General features: G+C 64.0%; 12 protein-coding genes and 1 pseudogene. 2 read left to right on the top strand and 11 right to left on the bottom strand.

Features of this window, described 5'->3' with window-relative positions:
- Nucleotides 1-102: 102 nt before the first annotated feature.
- From ACKY0W_RS19895 to ACKY0W_RS19860, 8 genes are all read right to left on the bottom strand, one after another.
- Nucleotides 103-1,494, bottom strand: coding sequence for a WS/DGAT/MGAT family O-acyltransferase (locus ACKY0W_RS19895; protein WP_409435484.1), 1,392 nt, complete (start codon nucleotides 1,492-1,494; stop codon nucleotides 103-105).
- A 405-nt stretch (nucleotides 1,495-1,899) separates the two neighbouring features.
- Nucleotides 1,900-2,259, bottom strand: a complete 360-nt coding sequence (locus ACKY0W_RS19890) for a heavy-metal-associated domain-containing protein (RefSeq protein ID WP_409435483.1) — start codon at nucleotides 2,257-2,259, stop codon at nucleotides 1,900-1,902.
- A complete protein-coding gene (locus tag ACKY0W_RS19885) occupies nucleotides 2,256-6,383 on the bottom strand; it encodes an AMP-binding protein (protein WP_409435482.1) in 4,128 nt (1,375 codons plus the stop codon). The genes ACKY0W_RS19890 and ACKY0W_RS19885 overlap by 4 nt, the downstream gene beginning before the upstream one ends.
- On the bottom strand, nucleotides 6,376-6,609 hold the full coding sequence (locus tag ACKY0W_RS19880) for an acyl carrier protein (RefSeq protein ID WP_409437863.1): 234 nt from the start codon (nucleotides 6,607-6,609) through the stop codon (nucleotides 6,376-6,378). The genes ACKY0W_RS19885 and ACKY0W_RS19880 overlap by 8 nt, the downstream gene beginning before the upstream one ends.
- A 4-nt stretch (nucleotides 6,610-6,613) precedes the next feature.
- On the bottom strand, nucleotides 6,614-8,170 hold the full coding sequence (fadD10, locus tag ACKY0W_RS19875; protein WP_409435481.1) for a fatty acid--CoA ligase FadD10: 1,557 nt from the start codon (nucleotides 8,168-8,170) through the stop codon (nucleotides 6,614-6,616).
- A gap of 23 nt (nucleotides 8,171-8,193) precedes the next feature.
- Nucleotides 8,194-8,736: an FcoT family thioesterase gene (locus ACKY0W_RS19870; protein WP_409435480.1), complete on the bottom strand. Its 543-nt coding sequence runs from the start codon at nucleotides 8,734-8,736 to the stop codon at nucleotides 8,194-8,196.
- Nucleotides 8,733-9,602: a TauD/TfdA dioxygenase family protein gene (locus tag ACKY0W_RS19865; RefSeq protein ID WP_409435479.1), complete on the bottom strand. Its 870-nt coding sequence runs from the start codon at nucleotides 9,600-9,602 to the stop codon at nucleotides 8,733-8,735. The genes ACKY0W_RS19870 and ACKY0W_RS19865 overlap by 4 nt, the downstream gene beginning before the upstream one ends.
- A gap of 19 nt (nucleotides 9,603-9,621) precedes the next feature.
- On the bottom strand, nucleotides 9,622-11,046 hold the full coding sequence (locus tag ACKY0W_RS19860; RefSeq protein WP_409435478.1) for a PPE family protein: 1,425 nt from the start codon (nucleotides 11,044-11,046) through the stop codon (nucleotides 9,622-9,624).
- Between the two features lie 184 nt (nucleotides 11,047-11,230).
- On the opposite strand from ACKY0W_RS19860, the gene ACKY0W_RS19855 reads away from it, so the two are divergent.
- Complete coding sequence (locus ACKY0W_RS19855; protein ID WP_409435477.1) at nucleotides 11,231-12,043, top strand: class I SAM-dependent methyltransferase; 813 nt, start codon at nucleotides 11,231-11,233, stop codon at nucleotides 12,041-12,043.
- Between the two features lie 200 nt (nucleotides 12,044-12,243).
- Nucleotides 12,244-13,047 (top strand): outer membrane porin GjpA, encoded by an 804-nt coding sequence (gene gjpA / locus ACKY0W_RS19850; protein WP_409435476.1) that lies wholly within the window; start codon nucleotides 12,244-12,246, stop codon nucleotides 13,045-13,047.
- 77 nt (nucleotides 13,048-13,124) lie between these two features.
- On the opposite strand, the gene ACKY0W_RS19845 is transcribed toward gjpA, so the two are convergent.
- The 3 genes and pseudogenes from ACKY0W_RS19845 to ACKY0W_RS19835 all read right to left on the bottom strand — a co-directional run bounded on the left by ACKY0W_RS19845 (nucleotide 13,125) and on the right by ACKY0W_RS19835 (nucleotide 17,655).
- A complete protein-coding gene (locus ACKY0W_RS19845; protein WP_409435475.1) occupies nucleotides 13,125-16,043 on the bottom strand; it encodes an RND family transporter in 2,919 nt (972 codons plus the stop codon).
- Between the two features lie 93 nt (nucleotides 16,044-16,136).
- A pseudogene (locus tag ACKY0W_RS19840) lies at nucleotides 16,137-16,565 on the bottom strand (hypothetical protein); the annotation flags it as partial.
- 7 nt (nucleotides 16,566-16,572) lie between these two features.
- Nucleotides 16,573-17,655, bottom strand: coding sequence for an IS110 family transposase (locus tag ACKY0W_RS19835; protein ID WP_409434447.1), 1,083 nt, complete (start codon nucleotides 17,653-17,655; stop codon nucleotides 16,573-16,575).
- Nucleotides 17,656-17,833 lie beyond the last annotated feature (178 nt).

Below are 17,833 nucleotides of genomic sequence, written 5' to 3'. Positions count from 1 at the left end.
TTCAGATCGGCGGCGATACAACCCAGAACGGTCAGATGCGGAATACCGCCGATATGCCATACCCTACCCGTACCTTGGCTTAGGGGCGCCCGATCGGCGTGCTCAGAGCCCTGCGGCGTGCTCGAGCAGGCGGAGTTCTTCGCCGAGAAGTCTGGTCAGCTCACTCATTCCGGGAACGGCTTCGCGGCAGCCGGTAAGCCCGAACGCAATCGTATCGTCGGTGCTCGTGCAGGTGATGTTGAGTGCCTGCCCGTCGACTGGGATCGACAGGGGATAGAGCTCGTCGAGTCGGGCGCCGTTCCAGTACAAGGGCACCTTAGATCCGGTCACGTTCGAGATCATCACGTTCGGGGGCCGCAGCAGCCTGTGCTGACCGAAGAGCATGCCCAACGCCAGTGGTGTGGCACCCAGCGCACTCATCGCGAGGACCTGCAGCTGACTGTGCGCACCCAGCGCCGTCTTGCCCTCGCGCATGCTGTTCCGCACCGACAGCAGTCGCTCGCCGGAATCGGCCAGGTCGGTGGCCAGGCCGCACATCAGAGACCCGATTCTGTTGCCGGTGTCGTCCCGGCCGGCCGCAGGCCCGGGCAGCCGCAGTGAGACCGGAATCATCGCCACCAGCGACGCCAACGGCAGCGCTTTCCTAGTGGTCAGGTAGTTGCGCAGGGCGCCGGCGCACATGGCCAGCACCACATCGTTGACCGTTGCATCGCTGTGTTTGGCGACCAACTGCAATCGTTCCAGCTGCCACGAGCCCCCGGTGAAGGACCGGGCACTGTCAATCGCCACATTGAACATGGTGTGCGGTGCGACCAGCGACAGCGCGCCGCCGCGCTGGCGCAGGGCCTGCACCAGCGTGCCGGCGAGTGCCGGCAGCAACCCCGCGGCATCGCGTGCTCCGTCCCAGATCGCCGCCGTCGCCCGCCCCGCCAGCGAACCGCTCGACGTCGAGTCCGGTGCAGACGCGGAGCGCGTGTCGGCCGGCTCCCACAACGCAGGTTGACCGCGGCGAGCCGGGTCAGTGCTCAACGCCGCACGCAGCATCCCCATCGCGTAAACCCCGTCGGCGAGCGCATGGTGGACCTTGATGTACACGGCATAGCGGCCGTCGGCGAGGCCTTCGATCAGGTGCATCTCCCACAGCGGCCGATCCCGGTCCAGCGGGATCGCGTGCAGCCACGACACCAGCGTCCACAACTCCCGCAGTCCGGCGGGCCGCGGCAGCGCCGAATACTGCACATGATGGTGGAGGTCGACGTCGGTGCCACTGTCCCAGCCCCACTGCCCCAGCGACAGCACTGAGCGGCGAGCCCGTTTGCGCCACATGCCGGCGACTTCGTTGCGAGCGATGGCTGCCGCGAACATCTGACGGACATCCAAGGCACAGGCACCTTCGGGCGGGGTGAACATGGCAAGCCCACCCACCTGCATCTGGCGATTGTCCGATTCGGCCAGCAAGAACATCGAATCGGTCGGGGACATGGGGATCAACATCAAGGCACAGCTCCAGACAGAAAGTGAGCACCATCAGTGGTGCAGCAATGGCTTTCGGCGAGAGCATCGGTTCGGCTGGGCGAATCTCGTTGATTCAGGCCCAGATACCGCGGAGGGTTGCCTTCGCCTCGCACCTTCAGGTCGGCGATGATCTCGCTGGTCGCGGTGGTGCAGTGGCACCTCGTTGCGATTGGGAGGCTGGAGTGCCCGCCCTGCGGATCCGCAAAGAATGTGGCTTCGATCGGATGAGGTGGAGCCTCACCGCTGGAATCAACCGTACGCCTCACGCTGGTCGTTGTCTCAGCTCGCCGGCTTGGTCGGCCACCGGGACCGGATCGATGTGAGCGGCGCGGTTCTTGCGCTTGGCCGGCCGCCTTCTGCCGGCTCTGTCAGAGGCCCCGCCGATCAGCGAATCGGTGTTCCGGCGTACGGCGTTCGAATACCGGCGTCTCGCATGCGCCGGCCCCTGGAGAAGAGCCGGGTCAGGCGCGCGATTCGCTTGATGGGACCGCCGGGGATCGCTAAGTCCTCAGCGGTGCGCGGCCGCTCCCACCGCAGCTCACCCTGGTAACCCGCGTCTGCAATGGCCCCGCACAGTTCAGCGACATCGACGGTGGAATCCGCGTCGATCGTGGCGGTCGCGGTCGGGAAGTCCACCGAGGCCCGCACGCCGTTGATCGTGTTCAGCTTTAGCTCGATGTGCGCCGAGCACATCCGGCAGGTCATGCCCGTCACATCGAGTTGGATCCGTCGAATGTCGGTCAAGGCCTCTCCTCCTTCAATCCCTCTGTAAGTAGTCGCTGGGCGGGGCTGTCCGGTTCCGATGAACAGCCGTGAGCCACAAGTTCGGCCAGCGGCGCAGGCGTGGCAAACAACTCGGTGACCCCGTCTACCGTCAGGTCGACAGTCGCGTGGCCTGCCAGGTACTGCGCGTACGAACGCTCGCCGAGTCGCATCCCGAGGGTGAGCCAGGCGTCGATGACCGCCCACCGGCGTGGATTGCACCGTGCCCAATCACTGTCGTCGAGAAGCTGCTTCCACTGGTCGACATCGCACTCCCGGGCGCCGAAGCGGGCGAGAAACTCCGAGTACTCGACGGGCGTCCCCCGCAGCACGGTGATGGTGCGGCCGAGCGGGGCCGACAGCATGCCCAGGATCGCCGCCGCTGCCGACCGGCTGTGGGTGACTTCCTCCGTTAGTTGCACGGCGGGGTAAGCGCGCAGTGCCGAGCAGGCATCGGCGAGTGCGACCAAAATATCGGCCGTTCTTCGCAGTTGGTGCGGCTCGCCCAACACCCGGGGTAGCCGCACCAGGGAGAAGGCCAGGTGGCCAGCGTTGCGCGCGACAATCAGCTCGGCCAGCGACTTGGACGCCGCGTAGGGATAGGGCGCGGCGCGCGGATCGACAACCAGCGGTGTTGCCGGTTGCGCGCTCACCACTGAGGTCGACAAATGCACCAACCGGGCGTCGTGTGCTGCGCAGGCCGCAGCGATGGTCGACACCGCTTCCACGTTGGCCGGCCGCAGCTCCCGATAAGGCACCACCACATTGGTATTGCCGATGGCGTTGACCACGGTCGCTGCGTGGGTGGTGCGAATCAGCTCAGGGATACGTTGCGGGGCAATGTGTTCGATGCGAACACCGTCGACGCGGGCCAGCTCCCGCCAGGGACCGGCATCGGGCAGCTCCGAGGTGGTGGCCAAGACCAGCTCCGAATCGAATCCGTGGGCGCGCAGCTCGGCCGCAGCTCGGGCAAAGCCGGTGCCTAGGATTCCTGAGGCGCCGAACACCACAACGGTGCCGGTGCCATCGGAGCTCGGGCTTGGTGCGGGGTAGGGCAGTGATGGGGCCAAGATCGCGAGATCGTCGTCGATCTCGGCGGCGGTGACCTCGTCCACCCCCATCCCGTCGGTGCTTTCGATCAACCGGCTGGCACTGTCGGCGCTGATCACATCCAGCAACGACACGTGTCGGCCGAGGTAGCGTCGGGTGGCAGGCAGGATACGGATCAGATCCAGCGAGCCGACACCTTCGCCCAGCAGTGAGGAGTCCGGCCGCAGGGCGCGGTTCAGATGCCGACTCCACAATTGCGCCAGGCCGTTTGCTTGGGCGGGCGCTGCGCCGGTTTCTGCTTGGTGAGTCTTGGGCAGACGATCCGAATCAACCTTGCCGCCGGGCTTGCGTGGAATCTCCGGGACGCCGGACACCACGAAACCGGGGACTCTCGCCGCCAGCAGGATGCCTCGAATGCGTTCGGCTGCAGCAGAGTCGGTAGACCCCATCTTAGTGTTCGGGGTCTGAAACCAAACTCCGAGCCGGGTGCCGTCCGGCTCGACGGCGACATCGCAGATCGCGGGATCCTCGGCGATAAGCCGGGTGACTTCGGCAGTGTCGACGCGCTTGCCGGCAAGCTTCACAACGGCGTCCTTGCGACCCGCAAACACCGGAAAGCCCGCGCCGTCAAAGCTCACCCGGTCTGCGGTGGCAAACGCACGCAGCGGCGAACCGTCGACGGCGAGTACGGTGCCAAAGGTGGTGCTGGCGATACCCACGTAGCCCGCAGACACCTGGTCGCCGAGCAAGACCACCTCACCGAATGCGATGAAAACGGTGTTGGGAGCCAGGGGTTTCCCCAGTCGCCGTTGGCAACTGGGCTCGACCACAGTCTCCTCCCCGTTCAGCGACAGGTTTGTCACCACCACCGTCGCCTCGGTGGGACCGTAGCTTGAAATCAGCGCGACGTCTGAAACACCGCGAAACGCCTGCCACCTCTCGACGGCGCGGGAGCGAACCGCCTCTCCGCCGATCACGATTTGGCGCACGCGTGATGCCGCCACGGTGTCAAGCATGTCGGGTTTGTCGCAGCACAGGTGCCAGATGGCGGTAGGCAGATCGAGGACCGTAACGCCGTGGCGCATCAGGTCTTCTCCCAGTCGCGTGAGATCTCCGGTTCGTGTTGCCGCCGAGCGAACCAGAGCGGCACCGGATTGCGCGGCGCCGAAAATCTCCTCCACACTGATATCTGACGTCAGGGGCGCACATTGCAAGACGGTGTCGTGCTGCTCCCATCCGTAGGCCAGCCGTGCTCCCCGACAGAAGATCGCCAGTGCGCCGTGAGTGATCGGCACCAGCTTGGGACTGCCGGTAGAGCCTGAAGTCGGCATGACGTAGGCGATCCGTTGCGCCAAGTCATCGTCGTCGCGGACCTGCTGAAGGCGGTCCGAAAGGCGGGAGGGCGGTGTCGGCAAGTCGGTATAGTCGATGTCGACCAATCGTGCTGAAAGCCCACCTTCCGAACGGAGGGCCGCCAGGCGGTTTTCGAGTTCGCCGGCGCTTTCGCAGACGCTGTAGCCGCAACCGGCTAGATGGCATGCGACCAAGAGATCGATGGTCTTGTCGGTGTGATCGTCGATGAATACCAACAGTTCACCGGGCTCGACGGCCGAACTCTCCAGCCAAGCGATCCAGGAATCGACATACCGACGGCGTTGCCGCCAGCCATCGATATCGGCGTTCGGGTCGAGAAACCATGCCGACACGGCCGGCCTTGTGGGGCTGGGCGCGATATCGGTGGAATGGCACGTAGCGTCGGCGTGGACCTCGAACCACTGGCCCACGCTCATCGCGACGGGCTGATTCCACTGGGCCGGCATCTGCAGCAACACCCGGGCGATCACGGCTGCGATTCCCGGGGGTTGGGTCCGGTGATCGCCATCCCAGATCGACAGCGTCAGAGTCTGGTGCGGATCGTCTTGGACGGCTGCCACGGTCAGGCCCTCGATCGGCCCGATATCTGTGGTAGCCGGCATGCCGTCAAGGAACGGACGCAGTTCGGGAGCGCAGGGGTCCGGAAGGAAGTTGAGCGCCAATGCGTCGGTCTGGGGAGTCCGGTTGACCGTCAGATAGATGCGGCGATACAACTCCTCCCGGAACCAGCGCCGCCGCACCGCTTTGACGTATCCGCGGTCCACATTGGCCACGAGCTCTCGCACTGATGCGAAACCCGGGAAGCGAACAGATTGGGCAACTGAGTTGACGATGCAGGTGGCCACCTCAAGAGCGGGCTCACCAAACCGATTGTCGATGGCGTGCACCACCAAGGCATCGGTACTGCATCGACGGCCTGCATCGACGGCGACGGCGGCTGCCGTCACCAACACATGCAGCGGCACCTGTGCCCGAGCGGCCAGCTTCGTGATCGCTTCGTAGTCGGGTCCGGTGATCTGGACCGACTCGAGCAGCACCCCTCGGCGAGCACTGCCTGACCTCGGTGGCGATTGCGGATAGCCCCCCGCGGTTGCCTCGCCTGCCAACTCCCGCTGCACCGATTCGGTCAACCGCTGCTGTGCGGCGTCAACTTGTTCGGCTTCGCGGCGGTGGGCTTCGGCCAGGCGCTCGAGCTCGGCTGCCACGTCGGGCAGTTCGGGGCCTAGGGCCGACAGGTTGCGGCCCAGGTCGGCTTCGATCAGACCGGTCGCACCACCGTCGAGCAGGAGGTGGTGTGCATGCATATCCAGGCCCACGACGTCGCCGCTCGAACTGACCTGCATGGTGTAGCGCACCAGGGGGCGGGACAGAATTCCCGAATCCCATTCCCGCACCAGTGGTTCTGTGCCGTCATGGGACATTCGCATGAGATCGTCCGCCCGCAGCCGCGGAACCAGGTGAGGATACTGCGCTTCGGCCTGTTCGAGAACGCACAATTGCACCGGGTTGCGTTGGACAGCGGCTGCCAATGCGAGCCGGAATCGGGGAAGCGGTATGGGCGACAAGCGATACCGGCGGCCGATCAGATACAGCGTGGGATCGGCATCCTGCAGCACGCCGCGGTAGATGTTCTGCTGGGAGACTGAAAGCGGGATAGACACCGGGGAAGGGGAGTCAGGCATGCCGGCCGGGAACTTCCAGCTCGGCAACCCAGCCGGCGATCGACAGGTCGCGCGCCAAACGTGCCGGTAGCTCAGACTCGCGGTCCACTCCGAGACGCTTCATCAACAAGACGAATCGAACCGAGTCCAGGCCGAGGTCCCGCAGGTCGGTGCCGTCGCCGTCGAAGAGGTCGGCTTCGTCGATGTAGAGCACATCGCAGACCGCGGCGAGGATCCGCTGGCGGATGGTCTCAACCATGTGCTCGAGCATCGATCGCTGCGGCCAGCGACGTGCGCATGACCTTGCCGGACTGGGTTCGCGGAATGCTGTTCACCAGGACGATCCGCGACGGGCGGGCGGCGGATTCCACCTCGCTTCGGTAGCGGGCTGCAATTGTCTGTTTGAGGCTGCGAATACCGGCCTGGTCCAATACTTCCGACGCGACCACCGCGAGGCCGACCAGGGCTCCGAACTCCGGGTCTGGGATCTCGTAACATGCCGCCTCGCGGACCCCCGGAATGGATTCTGCGACGCGGTCAACCTCGTCGGGGGCAACATTGACTCCGCCGCAGATGATCATCTCCGAGGCCCGCCCCCGGATATAGAAGTACCCGTCGCTGCCTTCGTCGAGCAGGTCACCGGTGTTCACCCACCCGTCACGCAGTACTTCGTGGGTCCGGTCCGGGTTGTTCCAGTACCCCAGCATGTTTGCCGGCGAATTGATCCACAACGTTCCCGACGAGGCCGGCGGGCCGGCCGGTCCGCTGCCATCGCCGTCGAGGTGAACCCGCACGCCGGGGTAGGGTCGTCCGACCGCTCCTGCCTCGATGGCGGCGATCGACCCCGGCGCGGTGGGAAGACACAGTGCGGTGCAACCAGTTTCGCTCAAACCGTAGACCTGGGCGGTCCGTATACCCGCGGTCTCGACGAACTGCACATCGGATGCGATAGCCCGCGATCCGCCGTAACCGAGAAAACGCAGCGAAGGCGGCACCGATGCGCCGGTCGCTTTCAGCTCGGCGACCAGACGTGAGAGCAGTGTCGGGACCAGGCAGACCGTAGCGACCTCGTTGGTCGTGAGTATCTCCAACAGCGACGCCCCGTCTTCGCCGCCGGTTACGCATGTACCACCTTGCATCAGGCAGTTCAGAATCCACCACAGGCCACCGATGTGCGTGGCCGGCAACGGCGAGTACGCGACTTCGCCTATCACCCAATCGATCCACGTCAAGCCGGTCTCCCGCAAGATGTCGGCGACGGCGTAGAAGGTCCGATTGGCCAGCAGCACAGCCTTCGGTTCGCCGGTGGTGCCGCTGGTGAAGATCATCGCCAGCGGGTCGTCTGCGCCGCCGTTCGTCCCCGGGAGCACGTCGGGAGCTGCGAGCGGGGCGCTGCCTTCGGCCACCGACAGCGTCGGTACCGCGGCGAGGGTCTCCGGTGGGTCGGAAAGGGACAGTCGGGCACCCTCGGTGCACAGAACTGCGGCGGGTTGCGTGAGTTCGGCGAACCTTTCGACGGTGGCCATCGGCAGATTGCCGTCCGCCAGAACGGCAATGGCGCTCAGTCGGGCGCAGGCAAGCACCGCGAGGTATGTCTGCGGTCCGTTGTCGGAAATGACAAGTACGCGAGAGCCCATGGACACCCCACTCGCCTGCAGTGCTGCGGCCAGGCGTTCCCATTCGGCCGCCAGTTCCTGGTAGCTGAACGGACTGCTTCCGTCGCAACGACGTAACGCGATGGCGTCGGGGCGTCGGCGCACGTGTTCGAGAATGCGATCCAGTACGGACGTGTGGGCCGGACTCATCATGTCTGCGTGCCTATTCTGGGTTGTCAGCCGGGGATGTTCAGTGCGGCGAGTTCGAATTCGCCGAACGCTGAACCGCCGTGTTCGTCCCAGAATTCGATTGCGCACGGCACACGCAGATACCGCACCGTGCGTTGCATGATCTCGAAGTTTCGGCACTCCAGCCGGGCGCTGAACTTGTTGGCATCGATCGGCCTTTTGAACCGTGACGATGAGGTTCTGATGAACATGCTGGACAGCTGGTGCTTGCAATAGTCTTCCAGCCCCCAACCGCGGAAGGCCGGAATGATGCCATCGGCGATGGCCGGTGCAAAAGCGCTGTAAGCGAGCTGGTTGAAACACAGCACCAACTCGACCGCGTTGAAATGCCCAGTGCTACGGATGTAGGCGGACTCGGCGATCGTGAAGTTACCTTGAGCTAGAACAGAATCAGCGTCGGCCTGCGACACCGCTTCGACCAGATACCGGCAACCCTTGTAGGTATAGGGCTCCAGGACGGTGGCCAGCACGTCCTCGGTGATCGGTGCAGCGTCGCTCAGTGCGGGATGAGGCGAAGCGATGCCGCTCATGCTGCGTATCCGGGAGTCTGGTGGCCGTCGAGCATGGTCAGCCGATACGTGGTCAAGGTTCCTTGAGAGCTTCCGTGCTTGGCACGATGCATCAGAACTCGGTTGTCCCACAAGATGATATCTCCGACCTCGTAGTGCTGGGTGTGGATAAAGGGATGTGTGAAATCCGGATCAAGCTGCCCGGTCGACTCCATGAGCTGTTGCAGGATCTGTGGGGCGAGCTCCCGACCATCCTGGCCTTCGATTCGAGTGGTCCCCGAAGCGCAGATATACAGAATCTCTTCCCCGGTCTTCGGATGCCGGATCACGGTCGGCCATTTGATGGGCGGTGTCGTCCGGGTGATTTCGTCCCACACTTCCCCGATCGGCCGGTATATGTCGTCGGGGCGGATCTTGATGTGCCGCCGGGGATCATGAGTGCTCAACGTCCCTCGGGCCGCGTCCTGTAGCGCGGCGGGCACCGAGGCCCAGGCCTGGTTGAGGTCGATGAAGTAGGTTCCCCGGTCAGGCCCGGGAACGGTCAGGGGCAACACCATCGAGAACGCGAACGGCTCGGGCATGAACATGTAGTCGATGTGCCAGAACGCGCCGGTTCGCGGAACGCCTTGGTGTTCCTCCGTGGACGATACGAATATCTCTGGAAACTCGTGATGGTGGTACATGGATTCGTAATAGGGCACGATGTCGCCGACGATCCTGCCCAGCTGCAGGTACTGCTCCGGCGAGGGGTGAACGCCCTTGAGGATGACGAGCTTGTTGGCGTAGACGACCTCGCGAATCTCCTCGCGGGTGATGGTGCTCAGATCGTTGGGGTCGACCCCGGTGATCTGCGCTCCAAGGCCGGTGCCGGTGACGGTCAGCGTCATCCGATCGTGCTTTCCTTGCTCATTGTTCTTTTCCATCCTCTATTGGTTGTGTGAGTTGCTCTACCTGGTCGGAGTCGCACCAGCTGGTGGGCAACATCGGTACTCTCCGGATTTCGTCAGCGTGCCCCGCGAGTCCAGCGGCGCGGGTGGAGGCGACCACTGCTGCGATGGGATCGGGACGTTCGGCAGGGCCGGCATCGGAATCCGCCGCCACGACAGCGCCGTCGCCAGCCTGGAGGAACTCGTAACGGTTGCCGTGCATGCGAACCCGGCCCCTGCTGCGACGACTGCGTCGGCCGCGGGCGTCCGCAGCGATGCCCCGCGGAGAGGTTGCGCGACGGGAAGCCGCAGCACTGCTGGAGGACGCCATATTCTCTTTGGGACCGGTCTTGACGCCGGGTGGTCCCCAGCCGGAGACGAGATAGGGGATCAGTGCGGCAACTCCGTCAGCGCTCGGTGTGAGGACGGGTGTGCTCGGTCCCGGCGCACTGGCGGTGCCGCCCACGCCGGCGGAGGAGCCGGCCGCAGCGGGCGGTGCCACAATCGCCGCAGCGGGGATGTCCACGCTTCCTTCACCGATCAACGTAGCGACGATGTCCGGTTCTTGATCAGCCGGGATCTGTTGGCCGTTCAGCAGCGGTAGCAACTTCAAGGCGCTCAGCGCGCTGAGGGCAGGAGCGAAGAAGGGCAACAGCAACAGGGCATATGACGCGTAGTAGGGGTACCACAACACGTCGTAGGCGATCAATGCGACCACCGCCAGGAAGGTGGCGACCACCGGATTGAAACCTAGGCCCTGGAAGAAGTCCTCGAAGATTCGCAGCAGTTCTTCGGCATTGCCGGCATTGTTGAGAAGGTCGGTGATGAGTCGTGAAAGTTCCTGCAGCCAGTCGCCGTTTCCAACGCGTTCTGGGGCGGTGGCCTCGGCGGGGGAGGCGATGGGCGGCGCGGGGAGGAGCTGCGGGGTCGAGGCGAGTGCCGCGGTGGCGGTGCCCTGGTATACGGACATGGTCTCGGCGGCCTGCACCCACATCCGCGTGTAGTCGGCCTCGTTGGCGGCAATCGGGACGGCGTTCACTCCGAAGAAGTTCGTGGCGAGCAGCACCGCGTGGACCGCGTGGTTGGCGGCCAGTTCTTCGAGACTGGGCATCGAGGCCACTGCGGCGCTATATGCGGAGGCAGCCGTCTGGTGTTGTGCGGCAGTCGCGGCAGCGTCGGCGGCTGCTTGTTCCAACCAGGTCAGGTATGGCGTGTGCGCGGACAGATAGGCCGTGGCGCTGGGGCCCTGCCAGTGGCCGGTCTGCACGGCGGCCAGCACCTGGGTCAATTCAGCGGCGGTATCGTCGTAGATGCCGCTGAGCTGCTGCCATTGCGCGGCGGCTGCCAACATAGGGCCCGGCCCTGGGCCAGTTGCGAGCATGGCGGAGTGCGTCTCGGGAGACATTGCCATCCAGATCGGGGCGGTCAGGATGGCACCTCCTCTGATGTCGTGGATTGCGCGGAACGCAAGGCGCGGGCCAGTTCCCCGTCAACGAGATGGTCGGAGATGGGAATCAAAAAGTTCCGGTCGGTCGCGGTTAGATTTCTCGCAGCGACTCGCGGGGGCCCGGCGGGTACGGTCTGAAGGCGTGCCAGTCATTGACGCGCGCCATCTCGATGGGATATCCGAGACCGCGTTGCTCACGTTGTATCAGCGAGCTGCCGAGGCGAAGCGGCCTGACGGGGTGATCGATGACCCGATGGCGATCGAGTTGCTCAATAGCCTTGATTACGATTACGCAGACTTCGGCAGGACGCACCAGGCCACTGCGATGCGGGCTCTGGTGTTCGACCAGGCCACGCGGGAGTACTTGGCGGAGCATCCGCGCGCGACCGTGGTCGCCCTTGCGGAAGGGCTGCAGACCAGCTTCTGGCGGGTCGATAACGGCCAGTTATGCTGGCTTTCGGTGGATTTGGAACCCATCGTTGCGCTGCGCCAGCGGTTGCTGCCGGCATCAGCCCGGCTGCGGCACTGTGCCCAGTCGGCACTCGACTACTCGTGGATGGACGAAGTCGACGACTCCGCTGAGGTGTTGATCACTGCCGAGGGGTTGCTGCAGTATCTGGATCGCGAAGCGGTGTTCGCTCTGTTCGCCGCCTGCGCGGAGCGGTTCCCTGGCGGCCGGATGATCTTTGACAGCGTCCCGAGGTTGTTGAGTTCCTACTCACGCTCGCGACGCGGCTTCAAGCTCAGCGACAACTACACGGCGCCACCAATGCCGTTCTGGTTCACTGCGCATGACTACGACGAACTGCGTGCGGTGCCCGGGGTCAGGGCCGTCTCTGAACTCGGCATGCCGCCTGGGCGAGGCACCGTGCTTGGAGCGGTGGTTCCGCTGATCTATGGTGTGCGTGGTCTGGCGAGGTTTCGTGCGCCAACCACTCTGGTCGATTTCGGCTGACGAGAAGTCAGACCTGACAGCAAGATTGAGAAAACTTCAGAATCTCTTCTCCGCTCAGGAACTTATCCTGCTTCCGGCTCGACAAACTAGGCATGAAATCGTCTCATCACGCTCACGACCTCGCATCGCACCTCGGCATCGGTGGCCTCATGGCCGGGGGGACCGCACTGGCCCTTACCGGAATGATCGCAGTAAGCCCGGTGGCGCCGGCGCTGGGTGGAGCCGTGCCGCCGTCCGTGCAACTGACCGCGTCACTCGACCTGTTCGGGCCATGGGCCGACGTGTTCAACACCACGCTGGCCAACGCCACCGAGGTCTTCGACGCAATCAAGGATGCTGACTTCGGTTTCCCCGGCTCGCTGCAAGAGGCTTTGGCCGCAACAACGTTCATCGGCGTCGACGTGGCAACGCCCGAGGGCTCGGACCTGGCGGCTCAAACTCTGGACTGGAGTCATCTCTGGGGCCTGCAGTATCTGGCCGGGATGGACATGGGTATGGGTGTCGTGCCGGTAGACGCTGCCGAGCCCGCGGCCACAATTCTGACGCTCTTGTCTTCACCGTTGAGCGGCGTCCTGATGGGACTGATCGGCCCGCTGGTAAGCCCCGGGGTAGAGCTGATCAACAGCATCGGGTCGATCGTCGACAGTATCGGCGATGGCGACTTTGAGGCAGCGCTGCAAGGGCTCCTGGCCGTTCCGGCCAACGTTGTCGGTGCGTTCTTCAACGGTGCCACCTTGAACCTTGATGCGTTGGTTCCGTTGTTGAACGATGCTTTGCAAGTCCCGGAAGGCAATGCGGTCCTCGGTGCCAGCTTCGATTTCGGCGGTCTTTTCACACCCGGAGTAACAGATTCCGGGAGCATCGGTGGTTCGATCTACAACTCACTCGGTCTCGACCTGCAGATGGTGGGGATGGGCATGCCGTACTCGGCCCCGGGTGAGGGTATTGGTCTCATCGCGTCGTTGGTCAATCTCTTGGATATGTTTGTGGCCGGAACGGACTGACGCCGAACCGCAGTGCAATGCGGGAAGCGGGCGCCCGGAATCTCTCAAGGCGCCCGCTTCGTCGCAACCGATGGTGGTCAGCTCCCGATCGATAACTTCGGTCTTGAGTGTTCTTCCAGATCAACCGGTTTCGGAACCGGCCGGCGGGCGGGGGTCGGACGCGTCCGAACCACCTGTGGCCACCAGAACCACTTGCCGAGCAGCGCGGCGATGGAGGGCATCACGAACGACCGGATAACGAGTGTGTCGAACAGCAGTCCCAGTGCGATCGTAGTTCCAATCTGCGCTACCACCCTCAACTCGCTGACAGCCATGGACATCATCGTCAGGGCGAACACCAACCCGGCCGAGGTCACCACCGAACCCGTGCCGCCCATTGCCCGGATGATGCCCGTGTTCACGCCGGCCCGGATCTCTTCTTTGAACCTGGCGACCAGCAGCAGGTTGTAGTCCGAGCCAACAGCCAGCAGGATGATCAGCGACATCGCCATCACCATGAAGTGCAGCTCCAAACCGATAATGTGCTGCCAGAACAAGATCGACAAGCCAAACGACGCTCCCAGCGATACCAGGACGGTGCCGACGATCACTGCGGCGGCGATCACGCTACGGGTGATGATCAACATGATGATGAAGATCAGGCACAGTGCGGCTATACCGACTGCCAAGAGGTCGTAGTTGTTGCCCTCCTGCATGTCCTTGAACACCGACGCCGTACCGCCGACGTAGATCTTCGAACCTTCCAGCGGAGTGCCTTTGATGGCCTCCTTGGCGGCGTGCTTGATGCCGTCGACGCGTGTGATCCCTTCGGGGGTTAGGGGATCGCCGTCGTGCGTGACGATGAACCGAACGGCGTGGCCGTCCGGTGACAGAAACACCTTCAAGCCGCGTTTGAAGTCCTGGTTGTCGAAGACCTCCGGTGGCAGATAGAACGTGTCGTCGTTCTTCGATTCGTTGAACGCCGTGCCCATTGCGGACTGGTTGTCCAGCATCGCCGCGGTCTGATCCAGCAGGCCGCTCTGGGAGGAATACATGGTGAGCATCGCCGTCTGCGTCGACGTCAGTGTCTGGATCTGTGCAGGCAGTTGCCGGAGCAGCTGTGGTATCAGAGCGTCGAGTCGATCGAGGTCAGGCAGCACCTGGTCGATATCGCCGCTCAGTACATCGGTGCCGTCGAGGGCATCGAAGACCGATCGCAGGGCCCAGCAGGTCGGGATGTCGAAACAATGCGGTTCCCAGTACAGGTAGCTGCGCAGTGGTCGCATGAAATCGTCGAAGTCGGCGAGATGATTCCGCAGTTCCGCAGTGTCAGAGGCTAGTTGATGTGTCTTGTGGACCATAGCGCGGGTTGTCGCGCTCATCTCGGTCATCAACAGCTGCATCTGCTCCATGGCATCGATGCCGCGCTGCAGATCTTCGGCACTGGCGCGGAACCCCTCCATGCGGTCCTGCAGGTATCCCTGATTTAGTACCTGCACGGTGCCCTGCAGGCTGAGCTGAGCCGGCAGCGTGCTGAACCTCAATGGCGTGCCATCCGGGCGGGTGATCGTCTGGACCCGGCTTATCCCAGGTTGGCGCACGACCTTCTTGGCGATCTTGTCGATCACCAAGAAGTCTGCCGGATTGCGCAGATCCCGATCGCTCTCCACTAGCAAGACCTCGGGATTCATCCGCGCCGTGGAGAAGTGCTGTTCGGCTGCGGCATAGCCGGCGGTGGAAGGCAGATCCGAAGGAAGGTAGCGGCGTTCGTTGTAGCTGGTGCGATAGCCGGGCAGCGTCAGCAGGCCGATCAGGGTCAGCGCAGTACTGGCCACCAACACCGGAGCCGGCCATCGGACGATGACCGCACCGAGTTTGCGCCAGCCACGGATTCGCATGGCGCGCTTGGGTTCCAGGAGTCCCCGACGGCTGGCCACGGTGATGATCGCCGGGCCGAGCGTCAGCGCCACCAGCATGGCGACGACCATTCCGGCGGCCAGCGGAATACCGAGCGTCTGAAAGTAGGGGAGCCGGGTGAAGTGCAGACAGAACGTGGCACCTGCGATCGTCGAGCCCGACGCCAGGATCACGTGCGCCGTTCCGTCGAACATCGAGCGGTAGGCGGTTTCGCGGTCTTGACCGGCTGCCCTGGCTTCCTGATAACGGCCGACCAGAACGATCGCGTAGTCGGTCGCGGCGGCGATAGCCAAGGTGACCAGCAGGTTGGTTGCGAAGGTGGTCAGACCGATGAGATGGAAGTAGGCGAGCCAGGCCACCACGCCGCGCGCCGCTGCGAGGGCGAGAAACACCAACGCCAAGACAATCAAACCGGTGCTTATCGACCGGTACACCAACAGAATCATCGCAGTGATGACCAAGAACGTGAGACCCACGATGACTTGCGCGCTGTGGTCACCGGCTACCTGCTCGTCGGCGGCCAGAGCCGCGGGGCCGGTGACATGGGTGCGCGTTCCCGGAGGGGCTTCGACCTCGGCGACGATTCTGCGGACCGCCTCAAGCGACTCGTTCGCCAGTGTCTCGCCCTGATTTCCGGCCAGGTAGACCTGCACGTAGGCCGCTCGGCCGTCGTTGCTCTGCGCGCCGGCAGCGGTCAGCGGATCTGCCCAGAAATCCTGCACATGTTCGACATGGACGGTGTCGGCGTTGAGCCGGCTAACCAGTGCGTCGTAGTAGCGGTGCGCATCATCAGCCAGTGGCTGCGGGCCCTCCAGCAGGATCATCGCCGAGCTGTCGGAAGTGTATTCGCCGAAGACCTGGCCGACGCGCTTGATCGCGGTAACCGATGGTGCAAAGTCTGGGCTCATGGGTACCGAGCGCATCTGGCCGACGATTTCCAGTGGCGGCACCGCGGTGCTGAGGACGACGACGACTGCGAGCCATCCCAGGATGATCGGGACGGCGAGCCGCCGAATCCAGGTGGCGACGGCGGAGTGTTCTGCCCGGGGTAGCGGCGCCGGTGCAGGCGAGGTGATCTCAGGACCAGCAGCGGCTGTCATAGATGGCGCAAGCGTTGGGACAAGTCATCGCCCAATGAGTCGGACGAGGCACGTGGAAAGTTCCCACGCCCGCAGCTCGAACCTACGGGGCCGTTAGAAGGGCGGTGGATCGTCGTCTGGGGTGGCGGCGACCTTGGGGAACCAGGTGGCGTCGAATGCGGCGCGCCGGGCTTGGCGGGCCTTGTGGTTCTGGTTGCGTTCGGTGGCGATGCGCGCCGCGCGGTTCTGAGCCCGGGTGCGTCGGCGGCGGGGCATCATCGCGGTGCGATCACCACAGCGGTCATCGTCGCGGCGCAGCGGTGCCGGCAGTTCCCCGGTAGGTGCGCACAAATGCGGGAACAGCAGGGAACTGCCCGGAGTGGTGACATAGGCCTGCCCCGACGGCGAAGTCAGGATCACCGTGCCATCGGGCAGCTGCTGATCCCGCCAGCCCCAAAATGTCTTCACCAAATGATGTGTGCGGCAATAGCATTTGAGATTCGATGGATGGGTGACACCGCTGTCGCCACGGGCAATCGTGTGGATGCTCCTATGCAGCGTCAAGGGCCCCGTTTTGAGGGTTGAGATCGGCTTGGAGGGCTCGGTATAGCTCACGGACTACCGCTCGTTTGAGGCAGCGCATGATTTCCTTTTTCGACTTGCCCTCTTCGGTGCGGCGGGCTGCGTAGATTCTGGTCGGTTGGTGCCAGCGCAGCCGGTTGACCACGACCAGGTGGATCGAGCTGTTGGCTTGCCGGTCGCCGCCGCGGTGCAGTCGGTGCCGTGTGGTGCTACCAGTGCTGGCCGGGATGGGGGCCACGCCGCACAGTCGGGCCAGCGATGCTTCGGATTTGAGACGGTCGATGTTCTCGCCGGCGGTGGTCAGGATTTGTCCTGCGGCCTCGGTACCGACGCCGTTGACGGCCAGCAGATTCGGAGCGTGGCGGGTGAGGAGGTCGTGAAGTTCATGGTTAGCCTTGGCGATTTCGTCGTCGAGCATCTGGATACGTTTGGCCAGGCGGCGCAGCATGCGGCGGGCGTTCATCGCGGGGTCTTCCAGGGTGGCGCTAGCGGGAATGCGCAGCCGTGCGCATCGCGAAACCAGGGCGGCTCGGTCATAGCTGCCCAGTTTGGCGCGTAGCTCTTCGGGGGCGCACCACAGTAGACCGTGCATCTGGTGCAATGCGGCCCGGCGAGCTTTGGTGGCGCTGCGCCGGGTGGCGCGAATTTGGCGCACCGATTCGACGTACCCGTCGCGGTCTTTCGGGGTAGTGGTTGCCGACTCACTCAACACCGCACGCGCGGCGTTGATCGCATCGATCGGGTCAGATTTGCCTTGTCGGCGTCGATCTTGGCGGTTGGGTCGAGCCACTTCGATCACCGTCACCGCGTGTGTTTGCAGATACCGGTGCAGCCCAGCGCCGTAGGAACCCGTGCCCTCCAGTCCCGCCTTGACCACCTCGCCGTACGAGCGCATCCAGGACAGCATTTTCCGGTAGCCGGCGCGGGTTGCCGGAAACTCCTGTTCTGTCAGTAGCTTTCCCGTGTTGGCGTCGAGGAGGGCGCCATGATGGGTCAATTTGTGGGTATCAACCCCGGCGACGATGTGACGCGACCCTGCCTTACTTGTCATGCTTGTTCTACCGTCCTCAATTTCCGGTGGATGGGTGGCATCACCGGCGTTGGCGGTTGGACAAGACAGAGATGGGTGCTTGTGGCGCAAGCTCCTATGAAGTCACAGCCGTCACGTCGGTGACGTCGAGCGCGTCACCCACGACGGCGGTCGACAGATCCACACAAGGACAGCCCAC

This window comes from Mycobacterium sp. SMC-14, from assembly GCF_046250075.1.
Taxonomy (GTDB): domain Bacteria; phylum Actinomycetota; class Actinomycetes; order Mycobacteriales; family Mycobacteriaceae; genus Mycobacterium.
This window is presented reverse-complemented; position numbering and strand designations above follow the sequence as displayed.

Bases quoted from the DNA above. Each gene is read 5' to 3' on its own strand.
- ACKY0W_RS19860 (WP_409435478.1), bottom strand. From the start codon at position 11,046: ATGTCTCCCGAGACGCACTCCGCCATGCTCGCAACTGGCCCAGGGCCG.
- fadD10 (WP_409435481.1), bottom strand. From the start codon at position 8,170: ATGATGAGTCCGGCCCACACGTCCGTACTGGATCGCATTCTCGAACAC.
- ACKY0W_RS19885 (WP_409435482.1), bottom strand. From the start codon at position 6,383: ATGCCTGACTCCCCTTCCCCGGTGTCTATCCCGCTTTCAGTCTCCCAG.
- ACKY0W_RS19870 (WP_409435480.1), bottom strand. From the start codon at position 8,736: ATGAGCGGCATCGCTTCGCCTCATCCCGCACTGAGCGACGCTGCACCG.
- ACKY0W_RS19895 (WP_409435484.1), bottom strand. From the start codon at position 1,494: ATGTTGATCCCCATGTCCCCGACCGATTCGATGTTCTTGCTGGCCGAA.
- ACKY0W_RS19865 (WP_409435479.1), bottom strand. From the start codon at position 9,602: ATGACGCTGACCGTCACCGGCACCGGCCTTGGAGCGCAGATCACCGGG.
- ACKY0W_RS19835 (WP_409434447.1), bottom strand. From the start codon at position 17,655: ATGACAAGTAAGGCAGGGTCGCGTCACATCGTCGCCGGGGTTGATACC.
- ACKY0W_RS19845 (WP_409435475.1), bottom strand. From the start codon at position 16,043: ATGACAGCCGCTGCTGGTCCTGAGATCACCTCGCCTGCACCGGCGCCG.